Annotated in this window: 21 protein-coding genes; 3 read left to right on the forward strand and 18 right to left on the reverse strand. The window is 68.1% G+C overall.

All coding sequences use genetic code 11. The annotated features are described in order from the left end of the window. Nucleotides 1-76: 76 nt before the first annotated feature. From ABE85_RS17770 to ABE85_RS17780, 3 genes are read right to left on the reverse strand one after another with little or no spacing between them, the layout of a single operon-like run. On the reverse strand, nucleotides 77-547 hold the full coding sequence (locus tag ABE85_RS17770; RefSeq protein WP_067277549.1) for a DUF3429 domain-containing protein: 471 nt from the start codon (nucleotides 545-547) through the stop codon (nucleotides 77-79). A gap of 58 nt (nucleotides 548-605) precedes the next feature. Continuing rightward, on the reverse strand, nucleotides 606-1,403 hold the full coding sequence (locus ABE85_RS17775) for a DsbC family protein (protein WP_231993115.1): 798 nt from the start codon (nucleotides 1,401-1,403) through the stop codon (nucleotides 606-608). Between the two features lie 49 nt (nucleotides 1,404-1,452). Beyond that, a complete protein-coding gene (locus ABE85_RS17780) occupies nucleotides 1,453-2,562 on the reverse strand; it encodes an FAD-dependent monooxygenase (RefSeq protein WP_067277550.1) in 1,110 nt (369 codons plus the stop codon). A 148-nt stretch (nucleotides 2,563-2,710) separates the two neighbouring features. Here ABE85_RS17780 and ychF point away from each other — a divergent pair, with 148 nt between their 5' ends. Next, on the forward strand, nucleotides 2,711-3,802 hold the full coding sequence (gene ychF / locus ABE85_RS17785) for a redox-regulated ATPase YchF (RefSeq protein ID WP_067277552.1): 1,092 nt from the start codon (nucleotides 2,711-2,713) through the stop codon (nucleotides 3,800-3,802). A gap of 66 nt (nucleotides 3,803-3,868) precedes the next feature. Here ychF and ABE85_RS17790 read toward each other — a convergent pair whose 3' ends face one another. The 3 genes from ABE85_RS17790 to ABE85_RS17800 all read right to left on the reverse strand — a co-directional run bounded on the left by ABE85_RS17790 (nucleotide 3,869) and on the right by ABE85_RS17800 (nucleotide 6,746). Next, on the reverse strand, nucleotides 3,869-4,693 hold the full coding sequence (locus ABE85_RS17790) for a hypothetical protein (protein WP_067277556.1): 825 nt from the start codon (nucleotides 4,691-4,693) through the stop codon (nucleotides 3,869-3,871). A gap of 210 nt (nucleotides 4,694-4,903) precedes the next feature. Beyond that, nucleotides 4,904-5,806 (reverse strand): aromatic amino acid DMT transporter YddG, encoded by a 903-nt coding sequence (gene yddG, locus ABE85_RS17795; RefSeq protein WP_067277565.1) that lies wholly within the window; start codon nucleotides 5,804-5,806, stop codon nucleotides 4,904-4,906. Further along, nucleotides 5,793-6,746 (reverse strand): AraC family transcriptional regulator, encoded by a 954-nt coding sequence (locus ABE85_RS17800; RefSeq protein ID WP_067277575.1) that lies wholly within the window; start codon nucleotides 6,744-6,746, stop codon nucleotides 5,793-5,795. Before ABE85_RS17800 ends, yddG begins: the two co-directional genes overlap by 14 nt. A gap of 93 nt (nucleotides 6,747-6,839) precedes the next feature. On the opposite strand from ABE85_RS17800, the gene ABE85_RS17805 reads away from it, so the two are divergent. Further along, nucleotides 6,840-7,613 carry an SDR family oxidoreductase gene (locus ABE85_RS17805; protein ID WP_067277576.1) on the forward strand — a complete coding sequence of 258 codons (774 nt, stop codon included), beginning with the start codon at nucleotides 6,840-6,842 and terminating at the stop codon, nucleotides 7,611-7,613. Nucleotides 7,614-7,670: 57 nt separating this feature from the next. On the opposite strand, the gene ABE85_RS17810 is transcribed toward ABE85_RS17805, so the two are convergent. Then, the gene (locus ABE85_RS17810) at nucleotides 7,671-9,089 is read right to left on the reverse strand and encodes an ATP-binding protein (protein WP_157522574.1); all 1,419 of its coding nucleotides are present in this window, start codon (nucleotides 9,087-9,089) and stop codon (nucleotides 7,671-7,673) included. Further along, nucleotides 9,086-9,751 carry a response regulator gene (locus tag ABE85_RS17815; RefSeq protein ID WP_067277580.1) on the reverse strand — a complete coding sequence of 222 codons (666 nt, stop codon included), beginning with the start codon at nucleotides 9,749-9,751 and terminating at the stop codon, nucleotides 9,086-9,088. Before ABE85_RS17815 ends, ABE85_RS17810 begins: the two co-directional genes overlap by 4 nt. Nucleotides 9,752-9,983: 232 nt before the next feature. Here ABE85_RS17815 and ABE85_RS17820 point away from each other — a divergent pair, with 232 nt between their 5' ends. Then, on the forward strand, nucleotides 9,984-10,787 hold the full coding sequence (locus ABE85_RS17820) for a MipA/OmpV family protein (protein WP_067277582.1): 804 nt from the start codon (nucleotides 9,984-9,986) through the stop codon (nucleotides 10,785-10,787). A gap of 75 nt (nucleotides 10,788-10,862) precedes the next feature. Here the strand turns inward: ABE85_RS17820 and ABE85_RS17825 are convergent, their stop codons facing one another. The 10 genes from ABE85_RS17825 to ABE85_RS17870 all read right to left on the reverse strand — a co-directional run bounded on the left by ABE85_RS17825 (nucleotide 10,863) and on the right by ABE85_RS17870 (nucleotide 22,360). Continuing rightward, nucleotides 10,863-11,888, reverse strand: coding sequence for a methionine synthase (locus ABE85_RS17825; RefSeq protein ID WP_067277584.1), 1,026 nt, complete (start codon nucleotides 11,886-11,888; stop codon nucleotides 10,863-10,865). Nucleotides 11,889-11,938: 50 nt separating this feature from the next. After that, nucleotides 11,939-12,934 (reverse strand): DUF1852 domain-containing protein, encoded by a 996-nt coding sequence (locus ABE85_RS17830; protein WP_067277586.1) that lies wholly within the window; start codon nucleotides 12,932-12,934, stop codon nucleotides 11,939-11,941. Nucleotides 12,935-12,979: 45 nt separating this feature from the next. Further along, the gene (msuE, locus tag ABE85_RS17835; protein WP_067277587.1) at nucleotides 12,980-13,573 is read right to left on the reverse strand and encodes an FMN reductase; all 594 of its coding nucleotides are present in this window, start codon (nucleotides 13,571-13,573) and stop codon (nucleotides 12,980-12,982) included. 115 nt (nucleotides 13,574-13,688) lie between these two features. Continuing rightward, nucleotides 13,689-14,558: a family 16 glycosylhydrolase gene (locus tag ABE85_RS17840; protein ID WP_082938717.1), complete on the reverse strand. Its 870-nt coding sequence runs from the start codon at nucleotides 14,556-14,558 to the stop codon at nucleotides 13,689-13,691. A 79-nt stretch (nucleotides 14,559-14,637) separates the two neighbouring features. Next, nucleotides 14,638-15,888 carry an extracellular solute-binding protein gene (locus tag ABE85_RS17845; protein ID WP_067277589.1) on the reverse strand — a complete coding sequence of 417 codons (1,251 nt, stop codon included), beginning with the start codon at nucleotides 15,886-15,888 and terminating at the stop codon, nucleotides 14,638-14,640. Nucleotides 15,889-15,941: 53 nt separating this feature from the next. After that, nucleotides 15,942-16,838, reverse strand: coding sequence for an MOSC N-terminal beta barrel domain-containing protein (locus ABE85_RS17850; protein ID WP_067277591.1), 897 nt, complete (start codon nucleotides 16,836-16,838; stop codon nucleotides 15,942-15,944). A gap of 7 nt (nucleotides 16,839-16,845) precedes the next feature. Then, nucleotides 16,846-18,249 (reverse strand): glycoside hydrolase family 30 beta sandwich domain-containing protein, encoded by a 1,404-nt coding sequence (locus ABE85_RS17855; protein WP_231993116.1) that lies wholly within the window; start codon nucleotides 18,247-18,249, stop codon nucleotides 16,846-16,848. 153 nt (nucleotides 18,250-18,402) lie between these two features. Next, a complete protein-coding gene (locus tag ABE85_RS17860) occupies nucleotides 18,403-19,032 on the reverse strand; it encodes a diguanylate cyclase (protein ID WP_067277593.1) in 630 nt (209 codons plus the stop codon). Nucleotides 19,033-19,163: 131 nt separating this feature from the next. Then, on the reverse strand, nucleotides 19,164-20,270 hold the full coding sequence (locus ABE85_RS17865) for a glycosyl hydrolase family 43 (protein ID WP_067277594.1): 1,107 nt from the start codon (nucleotides 20,268-20,270) through the stop codon (nucleotides 19,164-19,166). Nucleotides 20,271-20,371: 101 nt separating this feature from the next. Then, nucleotides 20,372-22,360, reverse strand: a complete 1,989-nt coding sequence (locus ABE85_RS17870; protein ID WP_067277596.1) for an RICIN domain-containing protein — start codon at nucleotides 22,358-22,360, stop codon at nucleotides 20,372-20,374. Nucleotides 22,361-22,485: the final 125 nt, after the last annotated feature.

Genomic DNA, 22,485 nt, shown 5'->3' on the forward strand with positions numbered 1-22,485 from the left:
CGCGACCGGGCGGTTCTCGTTCAAATGAACCGGACCAGGGTTCGTCCGGATCGACGCCCCCGAGGGTTCTGGGGAATCAGGTGCCCTGGGCGGCGATGAAGCAGCTGAGCGCAGCCACGGCGCTCAGCCGGAAGCGCAGCGTCAGCCAGGGCGAGGCGCCCAGCGACGGGTACAGCTTGCGGTCGGCGACGTAGCAGGCGATCAGCAGGAAGCCCTCGATCACCAGCCCGGCGTACGGGGGCATCGTCGAGGCGATCCAGGCCAGCAGCGCCGGCACGATGCCCCAGATGAAGGGCGCGGGCGACGGGATGCTCTGGCGCATGCCCAGGCCCCAGTGGATCGCCCCCAGGAAGGTGATCACGATGGCCGCGTAGCGCGACAGGCCGTCGGTGACGTAGGGGTGCGCGTCCTCCCGCACCAGCCACACCAGCGCCGCGCCGAGCACGAAGGGGATCAGGCCCGCATAGCCCAGTCGCGCGGCGATCGGGTTGACGGAGGCCGAGGCGGCGTGCACCGGAGCGGCGTGGTGGTGGGTGCGGTCGGTCATCGGGAGCGGTCAGTGATCAGTCAAGGATCAGGCGGGATGCCATCGGGATTCGATGGGATCAGGACTTCTTCTGGTTCTTGTCCGCTTCCTGGATCGCCTGGAAGCGTTGCTCGAGCTGCTGCGGGCTGATCGCGCCCGGGGCGCGGGTGCCGTTCTCGAACAGGATGGCGGGCGTGCCGTTGACGCGGATCTTCTGGCTCAGGGCCAGGTTGCGCTGGATGGCGGAGCTGTCGCATTTCGGATCGGCCGGCGGGGCCATCGCGCCGTCGATCATCCAGTTGCGCCAGGCGACGGTGTTGTCCTTGGCGCACCACATGGTGCGCGACTTCTCCGGCGAGTCCCCGCCGAGGATGGGGATCACGAAGGTGTAGACGGTGATGTTGTCGACCTCTTGCAGCGACTTCTCGAAGCGCTTGCAGTAGCCGCAGTTCGGGTCGGCGAAGACGGCGATGCGGCGCTTGCCGTCGCCCTTCTTCCAGACGATCGCGTCCTTGAGCGGCAGCGAGGCGAAGTCGATCGCGGTGAGCTTGTCGACGCGCTCCTGGGTGAGGTTCTTGCGGTTCTTCAGGTCGAGGATCTCGCCCTCGACGAGGTACTGGCCGCCGGCATCCGTGTAGCGGATCTCGCTGCCGATGCGGACTTCCCACAGCCCGGCGATGGGGCTGGGGCGGATCTCGTCGATCTTGATCTCCTTGGGCATCATCGCGGTGAGGTTCTTGCGGATGGTGTCCTCATTGGCCTGGGCCGAACAGCCGTACAGGCCGAGCGCGGCCAGCGAGGCGGCCAGGGCCAGGGTCTTGCGGGAGATCCTGCGGGAGCGCTTGAGGGCGGAGGACGTGGGGAACATGGACGTCATGTGAACTTTCGAAGGCTTTCAGGTGAACGGATGACACCGTTCAGTGCGTTCAGTGGCCGAGCGCGCGCGCCGTGAGCCATTTCTTGAGCGGGCCGGCGCGATCGACCAGGCGCAGGCCCTCGTTGCGCAGCCGGGCGAGGACCGGCGCCTGGCTGGCGAAGCCGCGCAGCAGGCCGTCGGTCAGTTCCCCCATGGCCCAGGTCGGGGCGATGCGGGCGCGGGCGTAGCGGCGCAGCAGCTTCTCGTCGCCGAGGCTGCGCCAGGATTCGCGACGGACGATGACATCGACCAGCGCCTCGACGTCGGCCAGGCCGAGGTTCAGACCCTGCCCCGCCAGCGGATGGACGAGGTGGGCGGCGTCGCCCAGCAGCACCCAGCCGGGGCCGCACAGCGCGTCGGCGCGGCACAGCTGCAAGGGCCAGGACTGGCGCTCCCCGGCCAGCTTCAGCGTGCCGGCGGCGCCGCCTGTGGCTTCCAGCAGGGCGGATTCGAATTCGGCCGGGCCGGCGGCCATCAGGCGGCGGGCCTCGTCCTTGGGCAGCGACCAGACCAGGCCGTAGCTGTGGCCGGGTTCGGGGCGATCGAAAGGCAGCAGCGCCAGCACGTCCGGCGATCGGAACCATTGCCACGCCTGACCCTGGTGCGGCTTGCTGGCGATCAGCCGGGTGGCGACGCCCATGTGGCCGTAGTCGTGGCGCTCGTAGTGCACGCCGAATTCCTGGGCGGCGCCGGTGTCGCGGCCTTCGCACAGGGCCTGCAGCGTGGCGGGGACGGGTTCGGTCACGCGCTGCACGTGCGGGGCGAAGCGCAGCGCGGCGTCGAGCTGGTCCTCCAGCGCCGCGGCGTCGACGATGTGGGCGAGCTCGCCCGCGCCCTGCTGCCAGGCGCTGAAGTGCAGTTCCGCGCCGGCGCGGTCGCCGTGGATGCGCATGTCGTGCACGGGGGTGCGGGCGTCCTCGGCGAGGCCTTCCCACACGCGCAGCCGGGTGAGCAGCGCGACGGAGGCGGCATTGAGCGCATAGGCGCGGACGTCCGCGGAGGACGAGGGGGCGGTCGGCCGGGCCAGCAGGGCCACGCGCAGGCCGCGGGCGCCGAGCGCCAGCGCCAGGCTGCGACCGACGCAGCCGTTGCCGCGCACCAGGACGTCGAACTTTTCCATGGAGGACGATTGTAGGCAGGGGCGATGAGCCCGTCCCGGGCGGACCTCCAGACGGCGCGGACCGCCCGATGGGCGACTAAAATGCCGGTTTCGCCCGCGCGCTGCCGCAGGCCACCCCCGCTTCCAGCATTTCCCCCGAAAGCCAACCATGAGCCTCAAATGCGGCATCGTGGGCCTGCCCAACGTCGGCAAGTCCACCCTCTTCAACGCGCTGACCAAGGCCGGCATCGCCGCCGAGAACTATCCCTTCTGCACGATCGAGCCGAACGTGGGCATCGTCGAGCTGCCCGATCCGCGTCTGGGGAAGCTGGCGGAGATCGTGAAGCCGGAGCGCATCGTGCCGGCGATCGTCGAGTTCGTGGACATCGCGGGTCTGGTGGCGGGCGCGTCCAAGGGTGAAGGCCTGGGCAACCAGTTCCTGTCGCACATTCGCGAGACGGACGCGATCGTGAACGTCGTGCGCTGCTTCGAGGATCCGAACGTGATCCACGTCAACGGCAAGGTGGACCCGATCTCCGACATCGAGGTGATCCAGACCGAGCTGTGCCTGGCGGACCTGGGGACGGTGGAGAAGAGCCTGCACCGCTACAACAAGGTGGCGCGCGCGGGCGACAAGGAGGCGGCGGCGCTGGTGAAGGTGCTGGAGAAGTGCCAGGTCGCGCTGGACCAGGCCCTGCCGGTGCGGTCCATCGACTTCAGCAAGGAAGAGGTGGTGATCCTGAAGCCGCTGTGCCTGATCACGGCCAAGCCGGCGATGTTCGTGGGCAACGTGGCGGAAGACGGGTTCGAGAACAACCCCTTCCTGGACCGCCTGAAGGAGTACGCGGCCAAGCAGAACGCGCCGGTGGTGGCGATCTGCGCGAAGACCGAGGCTGAGCTGTCGGAGATGGAAGACGAGGACCGTGCGATGTTCCTGGCCGAGATGGGCCAGGACGAGCCGGGTCTGAACCGCCTGATCCGCGCGGGCTTCAAGCTGCTGGGCCTGCAGACCTACTTCACGGCGGGCGTGAAGGAAGTGCGGGCCTGGACCATCCACGTCGGCGACACGGCGCCGCAGGCGGCCGGCGTGATCCACACTGACTTCGAACGCGGTTTCATCCGCGCGCAGACGATCGCCTTCGACGACTTCATCCAGTTCAAGGGTGAGCAGGCCGCCAAGGACGCCGGCAAGATGCGCGCGGAAGGCAAGGAATACGTGGTCAAGGACGGCGACGTGCTGAACTTCCTGTTCAGCAGCTGATCGCTCTTCCCGGTCCCCAAGACGCCCGCTCATGCGGGCGTTTTTCATTGCCTCTCCGACTTGTGCTCAATGCGGTGCCTGCAGGTCGGAGACCAACTCCGACTTTGTCGCCCGTTCGAGCTGTTTCCGCTTGAGCTTCAGCTTCTCCAGCATGAAGCCGTTGGTCAGTTCAAAGTTTTCCAAGAGCCAGTGCCAGGTCTTGACATAGAGCTTCATGCGCGGACGGTTCGCGACCAGTCCTGGATCCCCTCGGTCCGAGAACTCCTCAAGGCGATCGTCGATCAGCGCCGGCGTTGACGACACCTGGCGCCCGACAAGCATCAACTCGTAGTGCGTCGATTCGGATTTGAACTGAGGGAGCTTCCTCAGAATCGCGGCGTAATCCTCCAGCTGTCGCAAGTGCTTTGTGTTGAGCGAGATCGCCGGTCGCTTGATCTCAATGACGATGCATTTGTTGATCTTCCGACCTGTCGAGTCGAAAGTAGGAAATTTCCTCGCCAGAAACAGGTCGGGCTGACGCTTCGCCCCAGGCAAGTCGCTCGGACTGTCGACGTCATCCTCATCCAGCTCTGAACGCGAGATCAGATCGTCACGCAACGATTTCGCAATGCTGGTGAAACTGTCGTCCTCGGCCCCGAGCGTCTCGTACTGGGGACCAAACAGCCAAGTGTTGTTCTCGATGATCCGCTGCAGGTCGGGGGTCTCAAGCACATCGCGATAGTGCTCCGTCATCAGATGCCGCATCTGCTCGACGAGCGTCGATTTTCGTTGGAGTACTTCGATCGTTGCCGCGATGTTTTCCAGCGACGATTTGCCCCATTGATTCATCAGCGAAGCGATGTCGCAGGACTCGCCGACTTCGGATAACTGGTCGAGTTCATTCGTTCCCATCGCCTCATCCACCTTCAATGATCACAACAGCGATCATTAAAAGCCTGCCTGGCGGGTGCGAAATTGAAGCGCCGAAGTACCCGTTGCGCACACGCCGCAGGTGCGGGGTCAGTCTTTGCAGAGTTGAGACCGGAGATGACCTGGATAGGTCGGTCGCGGAAGAACCAGACCGACCGACAGGCGAAGCGGATCAGCCGCGGAACGCCCTGTTCAAGCGCTTGCCCGCGCGGATCGTAGACCGACTCCGGCGATCAGCGATCCCACGGCCACCAGGGCCGCACCGGCCCAGAAGATGATAGGCAGCGGCGCGCTGAGCAGCACCGAGGCGAACAGCGCCGACATCAGCGGCGTGCCGTTCGCCGCGAGGCCCAGCACGTGGATGTTCCCGCGCAGCACGCCGATGTTCCACAGCAGGTAGGCGAGCGTCACCGCCGCGCTCGCGAGCGCGACCTGGATGACGACGTGCGTCGACCAGTTCATGGTCGCGCGCTCCGCGTTGAACGCGTGCACGATCCAGAAGCCCACCGCGCTCAGTGCCATGAAGAACCAGAGCGCGTTCTTGCCTTGGGCCATGTGCTTCGTGCAGGTGCTGTAGAGAGCCCACACGATCGCGCCGATGAAGGCCAAGCCGTAGCTGAGCGGATTCGACGCGGCGTTGTGGAAGAAGCGGCTGAGCGACAGCCCCTCCGCCGGCGAGGACGCCGTGATCACGCCGATGAAAGCGAGTCCCAGGCCGGCGAGCATCAGCGCGTTCAACCGCTTGCGATCGGCGATCGCGGAGCACAGCACGGTGAGGCTGGGCCAGAGGTAGTTGACCATGCCGACCTCGATCGCCTCGTGGCGCGTGCGCGCGAATCCGAGCGCCAGCACGAAGCAGAGCTCGTATCCGACGAACAAGGCCGCACCGAGCCAGAGATAACGCCGCGGCAGCTCCCGCAGCGAGGTGCGCGTCGGCAGGAGCAGCAGCGCGGACACCGTGAACAGGACAGCGGGCGCGCCGGTCCGGCCGAGGAATTCGATCGTGCTGCGCGTGACCCCGACGGAGGTGCTCCAGAACAGGATGGCCACGAGGCCCAGCAGCGTGGCGCCCTTCGACAGGTCAGACTTCGACATTCATGCTTTCGTTCGGGGCGAGGTGCTCGGCGACGTTTCTGGCGAATCTTCCGGGAGGCATGCCCACGTGCCGCGTGAACGCCACGCCGAACGGACCGACCGCGCTGTAGCCGACGCGCTCGGCGATCTCCGCGATCGACAGCTCGCGCTGCCGCAGCCATTGTTTGGCCAGCGCCATGCGCCACGCGAGCAGATAAGCCATCGGCGCGACGCCGATCGCACGGCTGAAGCGCTCGAAGAAGGCGGAGCGCGACATCGACGCCTCCTTCGCAAGCTCGACCACCGTCCACGGCAGCGCGGGCGCCTCATGCATGCGCCGCAGCGCCTGCGCGAGCTTCGGATCGGCGAGGCCGCGCACCAGACCCGGCGTCTCCGCCGTGCTGGCCGTCGACCGGAAGGCCTCGATCAGGAGCACTTCCAGCAGGTGCGACATCACGATCTCGCGCGCCGGCCGATGGGCGCGCGATTCGTCGCCCACGAGCTGGACCAGCGTCGACAGCCGGCTTTCCCCGCGCACGTGGACCCACTGCGGCAGCAGCGACACCAGCAGCGCCGCGTCCGGCGAGCCGAGCACGCAATGGCCGACCAGCATCCGCAGATCGACCTTCCCGTCGGGATCGCCGATGCGGGCGCCGCCGGGCATGGGAACGATCGGGGTCGTGACGGGCTCGTCTTCGCGCGGCGGCTGGCGGTCCAGGCTGGAGGTCGCGAAACCGCGCGCCGCCGGAAGCAGCACGAAGTCGCCCGGCTGGACCGTGATCGTCTCGCTGCGCGACGCCCCGTCGATCGTCAGATGGCAGGCGCCTTCGAGTACGACGAAGTAAAACGGCCGGCCCGTCTCGCTGCGGCGCACGGCCCACGGCGCCGAGGCCACGACGAGCTTGGAGAACGGCGCCTGCGGCCGCAACAGGGACACGACTTCGGCCAACGGGTCGATCATCTGGACGATCTCGACAAAGGAATGGACTCGACAGTGTAGTCAGTCCGGAGGCTGATCCCTATCGTGTGGACATCCCCAACCCAGGAGTTCCTGATGTCCCATACGTCCACCGTCCTGATCACCGGCTGCTCATCGGGCTTCGGCCTCGAGACCGCGCGCTTCTTCCTCGACAAGGGCTGGCGCGTCGTCGCCACGATGCGCACGCCGCGCGAGGACCTGCTGCCGCGCTCCGAGCTGCTGCGCGTACTGCCGCTCGACGTCACCGATGCCGAGAGCATCCGCCAATGCCTCTGGGACGCCGGTCCGATCGACGCGCTGGTCAACAACGCCGGCGTCGGTCTGCTGGCGCCGCTGGAGGCCGTCGACATGGACAACGCCCGCGCGCTCTACGAGACCAACGTGCTCGGCACGATCGCGATGACGCAGGCGGTGCTGCCGCAGTTCCGCGAGCGCCGCGCCGGCGTGGTGGTGAACGTCACGTCGAGCGTGACGCTGAAGTCGCTGCCGCTGCTGTCGGTCTACACCGGCAGCAAGGCGGCGGTGAATGCCTTCACCGAGTCGCTCGCGCTGGAGCTCGAGCCTTTCAACATCCGCGCACGGCTGGTGCTGCCGGGGCGTTCGCCGAGCACGAGCTTCGGCGACAACGCGCGCAAGCTGATGCCCGAGACCGTGCCTGATGCGTATGTCGCGTTCCGTGACGCCGTCTTCGCCGCGGTCCGCGATGCGTCGGCGCCGATGACCTACGCGCAGGACGTGGCCGAGGCCGTCTGGCGCGCCGTCACGGATCCGCAGGCGCCGATGCGCATTCCGGCCGGAGCGGATGCGGTGGCGGTGGCGCAGGCACTGGCGTCGACCTCGGCGAGCTGAACGTGAGGGGCTGACCGCGAGGGGCTCACCGCGACGTGCCGCGACGTGCCGCAACGATCACGGCGCGTGCGGCCCGTCGCCCTCCCGGGCCAGGCGCCACAGCAGCGTCACCTTGAGGCCCGTCCCCCCGAGGCCCGGCGACAGCTTGACCCGTCCCCCCAGCTGGCGCGCGGCGGCCAGCACGATGGACAGGCCGAGCCCCGAGCCCGAGGTGGACACGCTCGCCGCGTGGCCGCGCCAGAAGCGCTCGAAGACCTGCTCGCGGTCGCCGTCGGCGATGCCCGGCCCGTCGTCGCTGACGCTGATCGCGCACCAGTCGTTCTCGCCGCGTTCCAGCACCGCCTCGACCTGTCCCCCGGCGCGGCCATGGCGGATGGCGTTGCTGACGAGGTTGTGGACGATGGTCTCGACGCCGTGTTCCGGCACCCAGGCGATCAGGCTGTCGCAGCCCTGGTAGCTCAATTCGATCCCGCGCGTGGCGGCGTCGCTCGCATGGAGCGCCAGACAGTCGCGCATCAGGTTCGCCAGATCGATGCGTGCCCGGCGCGCGCCGTCGCCCGCCTCCAGGCGCGCCAGCACCAGCAGCTGGTTCACCAGTCGCGCCGAGCGTCCCACGCCCAGGCCCAGGCGCTGCATCGCCTCGTCGCGTTGCGGTCCCTGCGGCGATTGCTTCAGCGTGTCGTACTGGGCCGAGATGACGGCCAAGGGCGTCCGCAACTCATGCGCGGCATCGGCGAGGAAGGCCCGCTCCCGCAGCAGCAGCTCGGACAGCCGCGCCAGCGTGTCGTTGAGCGCGTCGGCCATCGGCATCAGCTCGCGATGCGGCGGATCGAGGTGGACCGGCGCCAGGTCGCCGACCTGCCGCGCCGCGAGGCTCTCCGACAGCCGCCGCAACGGCGCCAGGCCTGTCCAGACCGCCAGCCAGATGGGCAGGAAGAGCAAAGGGATGCAAGCCAGCAGCTGGGCCAGCGCGGTCGCGTTGAAGGTGCCGGCGCGGAGCATCCTGATGCGCATCTCCCGGGTCTGCGCCACCAGGATCACGCGAGCGCCGCCCAGGGACACCTCGCGATGCACCCGCCACCGTCGGCCGTCGACGTCGGCATCGAAGAAGCCGTCGGCGACCTCCGCCCGGAAATCCGGCAGCGGCACGCCGCCGCGCGCGATCAGCGCGTGCGCGCCGTCCCGGATCTCGAAGCCGTAGGGCGCGCCGTCCACGCCCGACATGATCCCGTCTTCCACCAGCTTCAGGCGCGCGCTCTCCAGCGCCGAATGCAACGACAGGCCGGGGTCGTTGAGCACGCTGTCGATCACGTGCGACATCGCGCGCATCTCCTTGTCGAAGTCCCCCGAGTCCGACCAGGTCGAGGCACTGAACGAGATGCCGGTCACCACCACCCAGACCACCGCGTAGGCGCCCAGCAGGGAGAAGAGCTGCCTGCGGGCGATCGACGGTCGCGTCAGCCAGCGGCGCATCATTCGGCCAGGCTGTAGCCCACGCCGCGCGTGGTGAGGATGCGGGTCTCGCCCAGCTTGCGGCGCAGGTTGGCGATGTGCCACTCCAGCGCGCCGAAGTCCAGCGGCTCCGACAAGGGCGACACGGCTTGCGCGAGGCGATGCTTGGGCACGACTTCGCCCGGACGCCGCGCCAGTTCCGCGAGCACGCCGAATTCCTTGGGCGACAACGCGACGAGGGTGTCGTCCAGCATGACCTCGTGGCGCGCGGTGTCGATGCGCAGCGGGCCTATCGTCCAGATCGCGGTCGCATAGCCGCCCGCGCGCCGCGTCACGGCACGGATGCGCGAGGCCAGTTCCTCCGCGGCCACCGGCTTGAGGACGTAGTCGTCGGCGCCCGCGTCCAGCCCCGCCACGCGCGTCTCCAGCGCGTCGCGCGCCGTCAGCACGATCACCGGGACCTTCAGGCCCTGCTGGCGCCAGTGCGTCAGCAGCTTGAGGCCGTCGCCGTCCGGCAGTCCCAGATCGAGCAGCACGCAGGCGAAACGCGCCGCGTCGTCGCCGTCGGTCAGCGCACGGGCCGGCGCCACGCCGCGCACCCATTCGCTCGTGAGCCCGCAACCGGCCAGCGCGCGCTGCACGTCGGCCCCGAGATCAAGGTCGTCTTCAACGAGGAGGAGGTGCACCGGCGGGGCCCGAATGGCTGCGAAGGAGTCAGTCTAGCCAACGCCAACCCAGGACTTGCCCAGGCCGGCCGCCCCCCCTCTCGCCCCGAGGCGCTTCGGCCTCTCCCCGGCTTCCCCTGGGCATTTCCTGGGCGTCGGCTTTGAACAATCCCGTCACGTTCTCCCGACCCGTCGTGGCCACCGGCGCCAGCAGCGCCCACGGCACCGGCATCCCTCGACTCACCACTGAACCATGACCTCACTTCACCAGTTCCGACTCACGCTCACGGCCGCCCTGCTGGCCTATGGCTGCTCCGCCTTCGCCCAGGAGGCCGCCCCACCGCTGGGCCTCAGCGGCCAGGTCGGCGTCGCCGCCGTGAGCACCTCGACCTATCTCGGCAGCCCGAACCGCGTGACGCTGCCGGCGCTCGACCTCGGCCTGAGCTATCGCACCCGCGACTGGGGCCACATCGATCTCGACGGGCGCTCCGGCCTGAGCTGGAACACCGAGATGGGCGCGTTCTGGGGCGGTATCCTGCTGGGTGTCGATCCGGGCCGCAAGGAGCGCAAGCCGAGCGGCGGCTTTCCGATCCCCGGCGACGCGCGCCTCAAGGGCATGGGCGACATCCGCAGCAGCGCGCAGGTCGGCGCGATGGCGGGCTACGGCCCGGTCGGCGTCATGGTCCTGAAGTCGGTCGGCAGCCGCGGCCGCGAGGGCGCGCAGTTCAGCCTGCTGGCCCGGCACGCGATGCCTGTGGGCGACCGGCTCTCCCTCACGCTGGACGCCAGCGCGACCTGGGCCGACCGCAAGCAGATGCAGGCCTACTTCGGCGTCACGCCGGCGCAGTCGGCCGCCAGCGGCTTCGCGGCCTACGCGCCCAAGTCCGGCCTGGAGAAGGCGGACCTGGCGGTGGGCGTCGAATACAAGATCGCCGATCACTGGACGGTGAAGGGCAACGTCGGCGCGACGCGCCTGCTCGGCGATGCTCGTCGCAGTCCGATCGTGAGCAAGCCCACGGTGGCCACCGTCGGAGCCGGTGTGGCCTACCAGTTCTGATCGAACGGCTGAGCGATAGCAGGGCGATCGCAGAGCAATGGCAGAGCCAGGGCGGCAAGGACGCCCCGGCGGGCGTCACGCCCGGGCGAGCCGCTCCTTTGCCAGCCTCGTGCCTTCTGCCAGCGCCTGCAGCTTGCGCCACGCCACGTCCCGCGCCATCGGCGCCAGGCCGCAGTTCGTGCAAGGGAACAGGCGCTCCTTCGGCACGAACTGCAGCGCCCGGCCGATGGTGTCGGCCACCTCCTCGGGGGTCTCGACCACGTCGCTGGCCACATCGATCACGCCGACCATCACGTCCTTGCCGGCCAGCAGCTTCATCAGGTCGGGCGGCACGTGGGAGTGGATGCATTCCAGGCTCACCTGGTCGATGCGGCTGCTGGCCAGCGCGGGGAACACCGTCTCGTACTGGCGCCATTCGTCGCCCAGGGTGCTCTTCCAGTCGGTATTGGCCTTGATGCCGTAGCCGTAGCAGATGTGGACGGCCGTCGTGCAGGTGAGGCCCTGCGCCGCGCGCTCCAGCGCCTCCACACCCCAGTCGGCGGCGTCCTTCATGTAGACGTTGAAGGCGGGCTCGTCGAACTGGATGATGTCGACGCCATCGGCCTGAAGCGCCAGGGCCTCCTGGTTGAGCAGCTCGGCGAACGCGAAGGCCAGCTTCACCTTGTCGCCGTAGAAGCGGTCCGCCACGGTGTCGACGATGGTCATGGGGCCCGGCAGCGTGAACTTCAGTTTCTTCTTCGTGTGCGCACGCGCCAGCTGCGCCTCGAAGGCATGCACGCGGCCCTTCAGGCGCAGGGCCGACACCACCTGCGGCACCATCGCGTCGTAGCGGTTGTCGCGGATGCCCATCTTCACCTTGTTCTCGAAGTCGATGCCGTCGACCTGCTCGAGGAAGCCGTGCACGAAGTGCTGTCGCGATTGCTCGCCGTCGCACACGATGTCCAGGCCGGCGTCCTCCTGGGCCTTGATCCACAGCAGGGTCGCGTCGGCCTTGGCCTGGCGGAGCGCGTCGCCTTCTGCTGTCCATCGAGGCCAGAGCTTGTTGGTTTCAGCGAGCCAGGCCGGCTTCGGCAGACTGCCGGCGATGGAAGTTTCAAACACAGGGGATTCCTTTCAGGCAAAGAGGGATGCGGCGAGTGATGTCGGCGGATTCACTCGGCGGGTTGGAGATCGACATGGGCCGCCCATTGGTCGAGCAGGTGCCGGTAGGGCTTGATGAACTGCTCCTCCGCGAACTTGCCCTGCTTGACGGCGAGCTGACTGCGCTCTTCCCGGTCGTAGACGATCTGCGTCAACGAGTAGTCCTGGTGCTTCAAGCTCGGTTGGTAGAACTGCCCCGCCGCAGAATTGGCGTTGTAGATCTCCGGGCGATAGATCTTCTGGAAGGTTTCCATCGTGCTGATGGTCCCGATCAACTCCAGGCTCGAGTAGTCGCCCAGCAGGTCGCCGAAGAAGTAGAAGGCCAAGGGCGCGACGCCGTTCGGCGGCATGAAGAACCGGACCTGCATCCCCATCTTCGCGAAGTACTGGTCGGTCGACGAGCGATCGCTCTGTTGGTACTCGACGCCCAGCACGGGGTGGACGTTCCCCGTGCGCCGATAGGTCTTGCTGGTCGAGGCGCTGATGCAGATGACCGGCGGCTTGTCGAATCGCGCCTGGTAGGCACTGGAGTTCGCGAACTCCTTGAACAGCTTGCCGTGCAGGTCGCCGAAGCCTTCCGGCGTTCCGAATTCGGGGCGGTCGAGGTTGTACGCCGGCAGCAGGACGCTGAAGTCGTAGTCGCGCACGTAGGAGGAGAAGTTGTTCCCCACGATGCCGGCGATGCGCTGGCCGGTCTTCCTGTCGAGGATGCGGGGCTGGAGGATCTCGATCAGCGGAAATGCCTGATCACCGCTGGCCGTCTCGAGGTTCATCTCGACCGAGATGATGTCGAGCTCGACCGTGTAGCGATCGCCGCTCGGGTTGTCCCAGGACGCCAGGTCGTTGAAGCGGTTGTCGATCATCCGCAGCGTGTTGCGCAGGTTCTGCTGCCGACGCTCTCCACGGGCCAGGTTGGCGAAGTTGGTCGTGATGCGCGTGCTGTCCGACGGCTGGTAGTCCTCGTCGAAGCGGAGGCTCTTGAGGCTGAAGGTGAAGGCTTCGTTCATGGCGGTGGGGTCGGCTGATGGCTGGGAGAGGCGTCGATCGCGGGGTCAGGCCACGGCCACGGCCACGGCCATGTCCTGAGTCCGACGGGCCGGGACGTGGCGCGCCAGATCGATCAGCGGCAGCGCCCGCTGGACCGCCAAGGTGGCGCGCTGAAGCAGCGCTTCGTCCCGCAGACGGTGGTCGACGAATTCCTTGTCGGTCGCGTAGACGCCCAGCGGCAAGGTGCGCGCTTGGAAGAAGCTGAACAGGGGTCGCAGCTGGTGGTCGATGACCAGGGCGTGGCGATCGCTGCCGCCGGTGGCGGCCAGCAGGACCGGCTTGTCGATCAGGGCGTCCTGATCGATGAAGTCGAAGAAGTGCTTGAACAGGCCCGTGTACGCGCCGCGGAACACGGGCGTCGCCACCACCAGGACGTCGGCCTGCTCGACCTCCACCAGCGCCCGCTCCACCGGGTCGGGCAACTGGGAGCGCCAGACCGCGCCGGCGAGGTCGGGCGCCAACTGACCCAGCTCGATCAGCCGCTGTTCGACGGGGACTGCTTCGGCAATCAGGTCCAGCAGATGCTCTGCCAGGGCGGCGGATTTGGAGGGGCGTTGCAGCCCGCCGGAGACAGCGACTAAACGGAGTGGACGGTTCATAGGAAGCGGATGCTATCCAGTGAACCTCATGAAGTTAAATGGTTTAATCTCACGAATCCATGAAAACGGCTCATCTGAATGATGGCGCGCATTCACGTCGCCATCGTCCAGCCGCTCACTTCGCCGTCTGATACACCTTCACATATTCGATCTCGTACCCGATGGGGAAGATCCTGTCGTCGATCTCCCCGCCGAGGTCGCCGCCGATCGCGAGGTTGAGGATCAGGAACTGCGGCTTGTCGAACGGCCATTGCGCCGTTCCCTGGCCCAGGTTCGGATAGGCCGCATGGACCTGGCCGTCGATGCCGAAGCGGATCTCCTGGGGCGTCCACAGCATCTGGTAGTTGTGGAACTCGCCGCAGGCCGTGGCGAGCTTGCGTCCGTCTCCCACGCCATGCCCGCCGTGCCCCGACGTCGTGTGCACCGTGCTGAACACCCAGTCCGGCTTCTGGCCCATGTGCTCGAGGATGTCGAGCTCGCCCGAGGCCGGCCAGTCGCCCTGGCTGCCGAGCGTCCAGATCGCCGGCCACGTGCCCTGACCGCAGGGCAGCTTCGCGCGGGTCTCGAAGTAGCCGTAGGTCCACTCGGCCTTGCCCTTCGTGATCAGCCGCGTCGAGGTGTACTTCTGCCCGCCCCAGTCGGGCTGCGACGACAGCGATTCCTTGCGCGCCGTGATCACCAGCCGGCCGCCCTTCAGCGCGGCGTTTTCCGCGCGCGGACCCGAGTAGTACTGCTTCTCCCGGTTGTGCCAGCCCTGCTTGTTCATGCCGGTGTCGTAGGCCCACTTCGACTCGTCGGGCAAGGTGCCCTTGTCGAATTCATCGGACCACACCAGCGTGTACCCCGCGGGCAGTCCGATCGGTCCGGTCGCCGCGCCGCCCTTGCCTGTCGCCGTCTGCGCCTGCGCGAACGCCGCGCCGCCGTCGATCGCCAAGGCCGCCAGCAGGGGCACGGCGGCCCAGTGCCGCGTCAGTCGTTGCTTCATGAACGAGGTCTCCTTCGTTGTGATCCATCGTCGTCGATGGTGATCGGTCCTCACGCGCGGCCCGTCGGCCGCGGTGCGCTCAGCGCTTCGCGCGCCGCTGCAGCAGCTGCTCGGCGTCCGCGAGCGCCACCTTGATCGTCTTCTGCCCGCGCAGCACCTTGTCGAGTTCGGTCTGCACGACCTCCTCGGCGAACTTGGCCTGCTTGTGCACCGGCAGCGCCGTGATGCGCAGCGCGTCGTCGCGCCACAGCAGCCGCGCGCGCTGACCACCGAGGAAGTCCACCGGCTCGCTGAAGAACGGGTCGTCGTGGACGTCCCGCAAGGCCGGGAAGGCATCGTAGGACTTGAAGGCCTGCAACTGCCGCTGCGGGTCCAGCGTCATCAGCTGGATGAAGCGCCACGCCAGCAGCTTGCGCGACGGCGCCGACTTGCGCGCGATCGCGTAGAAGGTGCCGCCGTACGGCGCATGCGAGCCGCCCGGCAGCGAGGACGCCCGCCACAGGCCCTTGGTCTCCGGCGCGATGAAGGCGTTGAGCTGGCCGACCAGCCACGCCCCCGACAGCTCCGTCGCCAGCCGCCCCTGCTTGAAGCCGGCGCCCCAGTCGTTCGACCAGGCCGGGACTTTCGCATCGAGGCCCTTCTGCCGCGCCTGCAACGAGACCTCGAACGCGCGCTCGAAGCGCGGCGAGTTCACCAGCACGCGGGACTCGGTGTCGAAGTAGATGCCCTCGCCCGGCTTCAGGCCGTCGGCGATCAGGATGTCCTTGATCTCCTGCACGTTGGCGATCAGGTACGCGCCGGTGCGGGCCTTGATGCGCTCGCCCATCGCCACGTAGCTGTCCCAGCTGCGCGTGAGTTCCTCGGGCGCCACGCCGGCGCGATCGAGGATGTCCTTGCGATACAGCATCGTGCCGGGGCCGATGTCCGCCGGCACCGCGACCACCGCGCCGCTGCGCGCGACCGCCTGGTCATACGCATACGGCACGAGCCGCTGGCGGAAGGCCTCGATGCCGAAAGGCGCCTGCCGCAGATCGTCCAGCCCGCCGCCTTGCGCGAAGCGGCCGACGAAGCTGGACTCCAGCGCCATCACGTCCGGCAGTCCCACCGCCGTCGACAGCGCCGTCGTCATCGCCGTGTGGTGGTCGGTGTACTGGCGCATCAGGATGCGCAGCTCCACGTCGGGATGCATCGCCTGCCACGCCGGGATCGCCGCCTTGGCGATCTCGTCCATCAGGGGGAAGGCCGCGATCGTCAGCACTTCGCGCGTCTGCGCCAGCGCCGGCACCACGAGCACGCCGGTCCACGCCGGCGCCGTCATCGCCGCGAGCATCCCGCGGCGCGTGAGTCCCGGGCGGAGGCGCCTGTCACGTCGGTTGTCCGCGCTCAAAAGTCGAGCTCCATCGTCATGACCGTGCCTTCACTCAGCGAGCTGCCGGCGGGCGGGCTCAGATAGACGCCGAAGCGCGAGGCATGACCCGGCCAGCGCTGCGCGCTGAGCTCCGCGATCGCCGTATCGATGCCGGATTGCGCCTCGCCGCTGTCCGGATCGACGTTGGGCACGACGCAGCGCTCGCAGGCCGCCGCATGGGTCATCCGACGCCACCAGCCTTCGCCGTCGCGCCAGACCAGCTGCATCAGGTGTTCCTCGATGAACGGCACCAGGGCCTCCTGCATGCCGCGCAGCACGAGGTTGGGACGCAGCCGCCGCACGTCGACGCGGGCGCGCCCGTGCGCGGCCAGCATTTCGTTGAGCTCGACCACCGATCCCGTGGAGACCGCATGCAGCGCGTTCGGGGCCGTCGCCAGCGCCGAACTGCGCTCGAGCTTCACCAGCCGGAGGTCCTCGCCCGTGACCTCGCGCAGGAACTGCGCGGCCACCGCGCCGGCATCGCGGCCCGGGTGGATCACCAGGCGACGCTCCTCCGCGTTCCAGATCAAGGCGTGCGTCACCTCGCCTTCCGCCGCACGCGACAAGCGCACCGGCTGCTGACCCTGCGCGCACAGCAGCAAGGCATCGGCCAGCAGCTTGGGCTGCACGCGCGCCAGCTTTGGATGCGAGCCGAGCCACGCCAGTTCGCCGCGCGCATCGACGACGATCCATTCGCGGTCGCCGACGATCCGGCCGTCCGCGTCGAAGCGCAAGTCGGACACGCGCACCCCGGCGCAGGACTTCACCGGATACACATACAACGCCTCGACGCAGGCGTAGGCCGTGGACGAGACCGCCGAGCGGTCGCCGTCGATGGCGGCCATGGCGGCGAGGACGTTGTTCCGGTCCACGTCGCCCTCAGCGCGGCAACACGTAGGTCGCGATGCAGCGCGGCGGCAGCGCCGCGACGCCGGCCTGTCCGTCGATGCGCAGCGAGAAGCGATGCTCCCGCTCGCTGCGGTTCATCACGACGACGGCGATGCTGCCGTCCTCGTTGACGGCCGCGGTGCATTCGAGGTCCTGGCTGCTCGCCGAGCACAGCACGCGGAACGCGCCCGGCTTGATGAAGCGGCTGAAGTGGCCCAGGTAGTCGTAGGAGCTCTGCGGCATCAGCCGGTTGTGCTCGCGGTCCGCGAGCATGGGCGCGCTGCACAGGTTGCCGACGTGGTTGGGACCGCCGGTCTCGTCGAGCAGCAGGTTCCAGTCGATCCAGCCCACGGTCCAGCGGTTCAGGTCGTTGAGGATGCTGCGACCGTAGCGCTCGCCGGTGTTCCATGAGCCGATGTGCGGGCCGCCTTCCTGGCAACCTTCGGTGAACAGCAGCTGCTTGTCGGGATAGGCGTCATGCAGCAAGCCGACATGGTCGAAGTGGTCCTCGACGTACCAGTGGAAGCCGCAGCCCCACACGTACTTCGCGGCCTCGGGGTCCGAGTACACGACGTCGGCGCGCTGCACCATCTGGTCGCGGTTGTGGTCCCAGATGACGACCTTGATGCGCTGCAACCCTGCCGCATGCAGTGCGGGTCCGAGGTGGTCGCGGACGAAGTCGCGTTCCTCCTCGGCGGTGTAGACGCAGGAGTCCCAGCGCTGCACCGCGTCGGGCTCGTTCTGCACGGACACGCCCCACACGGGCACGCCTTCGGCCTCATAGGCCTGGATGAACTTCACGTAGCACTGCGCCCAGGCCTTCGCGTACTGCGGCAGCAGCTTGCCGCCGTTGTTCATCTGGCCGTTGGTCTTCATCCACGCCGGCGGGCTCCACGGCGAGACCAGCAGCTTCATCGGCCCCGGCGCGACCTTCATCGCGGCCTGGATCATCGGCAGCAGCGCGCGGCGGTCGCGGTCGATGTTGAAGTGGGTCAGCGCCTCGTCGCCCGGGACGTCCGCATGCGCGTAGTTGCCCAGCGCGAAGTCGCAGCTGTTCATGTGGACGCGGTTGAACGTGTAGCCGTGGCCCGCGTTGGCGTCGAAGTAGGCGTGCAGCAGCGCGTTGGCCTCGGCGGGCGGCAGCTTCTGCCAGGTGGTCGCGGAGGCTTCGGTGAACGCGCCGCCGAAGCCTTCGATGCGCTGGAAGCGTCGCGCGCTGTTCACCACCAGCTTGGGCATGCCGGCGATCGCGGCATCGGCCATCAGTTGCGCCACCGGCTGCAGCGCGAGCTCGGGCTGCGTGGCGAGGCGCGTCGAACTCGCCAGGTCCGCGCCTTTGGCGGACAGGGTCCATCGCAGGGACGCACGTGCGCCCGCTGAAGTTGTCTCCGTCATCGAACTACCTTTGTTGTCGTGTTCAGGCCAGCGCTTGAAAGCGCTTTCATGACGCGAGCATAGAGGCAGTCGGGACGACGGTCAATTCAGGGATGGCCCGGAGGCGGGGCGGTCCGCGCACGGCGGCCGAGGCCTGCGCGGGACCCCGATGCTTCAGCGACTCGTCGCCCCTTGCTTCGGATGCAGCGTGTCGGTGCCCGTTGCCGCGGCGCGGCGTGCCGGCTCGGGCATCAGTCGACGACCCCCTTGTCGCCAGCCGCGCCACAGCTCTTCGAGATACGGCACGAACTCGAGGAAGACCACCACCGCGAGGACGCCGACGATGTAGCCCACCGGCAGCGCGGGCGACTTCCAGTGCAGGGCCCAGTCCGCCGGCTCCGTGCCGCCGCCGAAGAGGGCGAGGAACTGCGGCCAGTGGATGGAGGCGACCGCGATGATCGCCATCAGCGGCACCATCTCGAGGAAGCTGTGGACGTGTTGCTCGATCGGCGTCACCACGCGCGCGGTGACGGCGTAGCTGACGTCCCAGAGCGCCGTCGCCTCGTGGACGAAGAAGGCCACGATCATGAGCGCGATGACGCCCGCGTTGATCTGCAGGAACAGCCCGGCCAGCACGGGCAGGCCGACCTCCGCGAACATCAGCAGATGGATCAGCGACTCCTTCGCGCCGGTCGTGCGGCCGATGCCGGAGGCGCGATGGCAGAACCAGTCGACCATGCCGGCGATCAGCCAGACGGGCACGATGAAGTACAGCAGGATCAGCTCGGTGGGATCGTGGGTCATGGGAAGACGCAATGCGTGCAAGGAGTTCCGTTGAACTCCCGCAGCAAGCGCGGCTCCCATGCAGGCGGTTCTAGATCCCCGCCCCTAATGGACGGCGTCCCGCGGGTCCCGCCCGACGATCCGTCACGTCGTCACTTCTCGGCCTTCGCCGCCTTCTCCGACTTCTCCGCGCCTTCCGGATAGGCTTTGCGCAGCGCCTCGTACTGCGCCTTCGTGATTGGCATCATCGAGCCATGCCGCAGCTGCGCGGGCATCTCGAAGCGATCCCACTCCTTGCGGCGCGAGTTGCCCCAGACCTCCACCCACGGCCCTTCCAGCCGCGGCGCCATCGACAGGCCGTAGCCGTTCCCCGCGTACTGCTCGTAGTACAGGAGCCAATCGACGCCGTTTGGCGCGCGGACCAGCGTCGGCGCTTCGCGGAACGCGGGGCTCAGCGCCGGGCCGGGCTCGGGGTACGGGCCCAGCAGCTCCTGCGCGCAGCTCATGCGGATCGTCTTGCCCGTCGTCCAGATGTAGGACGGATAACGCTCATCCTTGATCACCGCGCAGTAGCCACCTTCCGGATTCGCGATCAGGAAGGTGTCGATCGTCGCGATCTCCCACTTGAACAGCCGCTTGGGCGGCGCGTCGAAACGCTTCAGGTCCGGCGACAGCGCATAGAGCGTGCGCTGGCTCGACCAGTAGCGCTCGGGATCCTCGGGGACACCGGGCACCGTCGCCGTGTGCCACAGCACGACGAACTGATTCGACGGCTTGTCGAAGTAGATCTTGGGCGCGCCGATGCGCTGCATCGCGTTGGGCAGGCCCGCCACCTTCGACAGGTCCGGCCGGTAGGTGCCGAAGACCTGCCACTTCACCAGGTCGTCGGAGACCCAGAAGCGGATGTCCGGATCGTCGTCGCTCTTGTTGCCGACCAGGTAGAAGCGACCGTCCGGACCTTGCGCGATGGACGGGTGGCCGTGGTACTCCTCGTTGACGGCCTTGCCGCCGTTGAGCTTGGACCAGTGCAAGCCGTCCAGGCTCACCGCGTAGTGCAGCACGCCGTAGCGCGCGTCGGTCATGTGGGCGAAGAGGTAGGCCTCGGGGCCGGTCTTCGCGAGCGCGGCCGCGCTTGGCGGACCGGCCGTGTGGGCCGGGTTCGCCACGACGGCGGGCCGCGCCGCCGAGGTCTGCGCCACGGCCGTGGACACCGCGACCACCGCCAGGATCGCGCCCGCAAGCGCTTGGATTCGTCTCATGTCTCTCTCCTTGTTTGCATTTCTGATTCGATCCTTCGCGATGGCGTCCTCAGCGGAAGCGGCGCGCCTCGACGCGCCGCCCTGCTGTCACACGCTCGGCGTCACGGCGCCGAGATCGCCCATCGCTGGCAGTCGCCGCCCAGCCATTCCCATTGCTGGACCTTGGCGCCGTTGGTCGTCGAGCAACCGTCGACGTCGAGCACGCGACCGCTGTTCTTGTTGATGAAGCGCCAGTAGCCGGCGCCCACGTTCTCGATGCCCCAACGCTGCGTCGCTGCGTTGTTGCTCATCCACTGCCGCACCTGCGCGCCCATCGCGAGCGAGGCGTCCTGCACTTCGAGCTTCAGGCCGCTGTTCACCGAGGTCAGCTCGTAGAAGCCGTCCGAGGTCGCGGTGACGTTCCAGCGCTGGCAGTTGGCGCCGCTGTACGGCCATTGCTGGACGAGACCGCCCGCGGCCGTCGAGCAGGCCGCCACGTCGAGCGCCTGAGCGCTGTGCTTCGCGATCACCTTGTAGGTGCCGTTGGCGATGTTGTTCGGGCTCACGCGTTCGAACTTCCACCGCTGGCAGTCGCCGCCGATCCAGCTCCATTGCTGGACCTTGGTCCCCGCCACCGTCGAGCACGCATCGACATCCAGCACCAGGTTGCTGTTCTTGTTGATGACGCGGAAGTAGCCGTCTTCCACCGGCTCGATGCGCCACTTCTGGCAGTTGTTGTTGACCACCGTCCAGGTCTGCACCTTGCCGCCGTTGGTCGTCGAGCAACCATCGACGTCGAGCTGCTGCCCGCTGTGCTGCGCCGTCAGCGTGTAGTCGCCGTTGCCGGTGTTGGCCACGCGCCAGCGCTGGCAGTCGCCGCCGACCCAGCTCCACTGCTCGATCTGCGTGCCGGCTGCAGTGGAGCAGCCCGTCACGTCGAGCACCTGCCCGCTGTGCTTCGCGACCAGGCGATAGACGCCGTCCGCGACCGGTTGGTTCAGCGGCACGCTTGCGAACTGCACGCGGCAGGCGATGTTGGCCATCTGCAGCACGCGCGTGCCGTCCGTCGACGGCAGCAGCTGGCTGCTGTAGTTGCTGCACGGATCGGTGCCGGTGTTCGGCGTCACCAGCGGCGCCGCGGCCTCGGTCCACTGCCCTGCACCACCGTTCGTGTTGAACATGTAGATGCGGCCGTTGACGTCGTCGTTGATCGCGTTGCCGGCGTTGCGACGCACGATCTGCCCGATCAGCAGCAAGCGCCCTTGCGCGCTGCCGTCGTTCATCCACGACACCGTCGGCGCGTGCGAGAAATGGTTGCCCGCCGTCGACTCGACGCGCGTGCCCATGTTGCTCGCCGTGCCCCAGCCGCTGCCGTTGGTCGAGGTCCGGAGGTACACGTCGCAGCTGCGCGAGCCGCAGATCTCGTAGCTCATCACGTAGCTGCCGTTGGGCAGCCTGCGCACGATGGGCATGCCGGGACGCAGGTCGCCGTTGTCGCTGATGCCGACATCGATGGTGTCCGCGCTCCAGGTGAGTCCGCCGTCGGTCGAGACCTTGTGCGCGATCAGCTGGTTGAAACCGCCGGACTTGTACTCCTCGCTCGAATAGAACATCAGCAGCCGGCCGGCGCTGTCGACGGAGAACTCCGGCTCCCAGGTGCCGACGCTGCCGGTGGCCGCGACGCTGTGCGAGGTCCAGGTCCGTCCCACGTCCGTGCTGCGGTAGATGCGGATCGAGTACGCGCTGCCGTTGCGCGTCGTCGTCGCCCAGAAGAGCGTGCCGGGCGCGGTCGAGCCGAGCTGCTGCGGCACCTCCCACATCCCGCTGCAGCAATGCCACGGCTCAGGCACCGTGACGCTGCCGACCTGGGTCCAGGTCGTGCCCTGGTTGGTGCTCTCGTAGATCAGCGACTGCGCGCCGCCGAGGTCGTAGGACGCGATCAGGCGTCCGTTGGCGCCGCCGCTGGCGGCCAGGCGGATCATCCGCGGGTAGAAGCTGTCCTGGTTGCCCAGGACCGTCTCCGCCGCCTGCGACGGTCCGGCGACGAAGGCCGTCGCCGCCATCACCATCGCGAGCAGCCAGCGCCACCCACTCCAAGCGAACTTGCTCATGCGTGTCTCCAAATGCGGCCTCGCGGGCCGCGTTGCTGTCGTCGATCGGCGAGGTAAGCGGCGCCGGTCAGGGGAATGGGGCGGCTCTGCGGCCGCCGCCGGGTCAGGTGTTGCCCGGACCCACG

The organism is Mitsuaria sp. 7, assembly GCF_001653795.1.
GTDB lineage: Bacteria > Pseudomonadota > Gammaproteobacteria > Burkholderiales > Burkholderiaceae_C > Roseateles.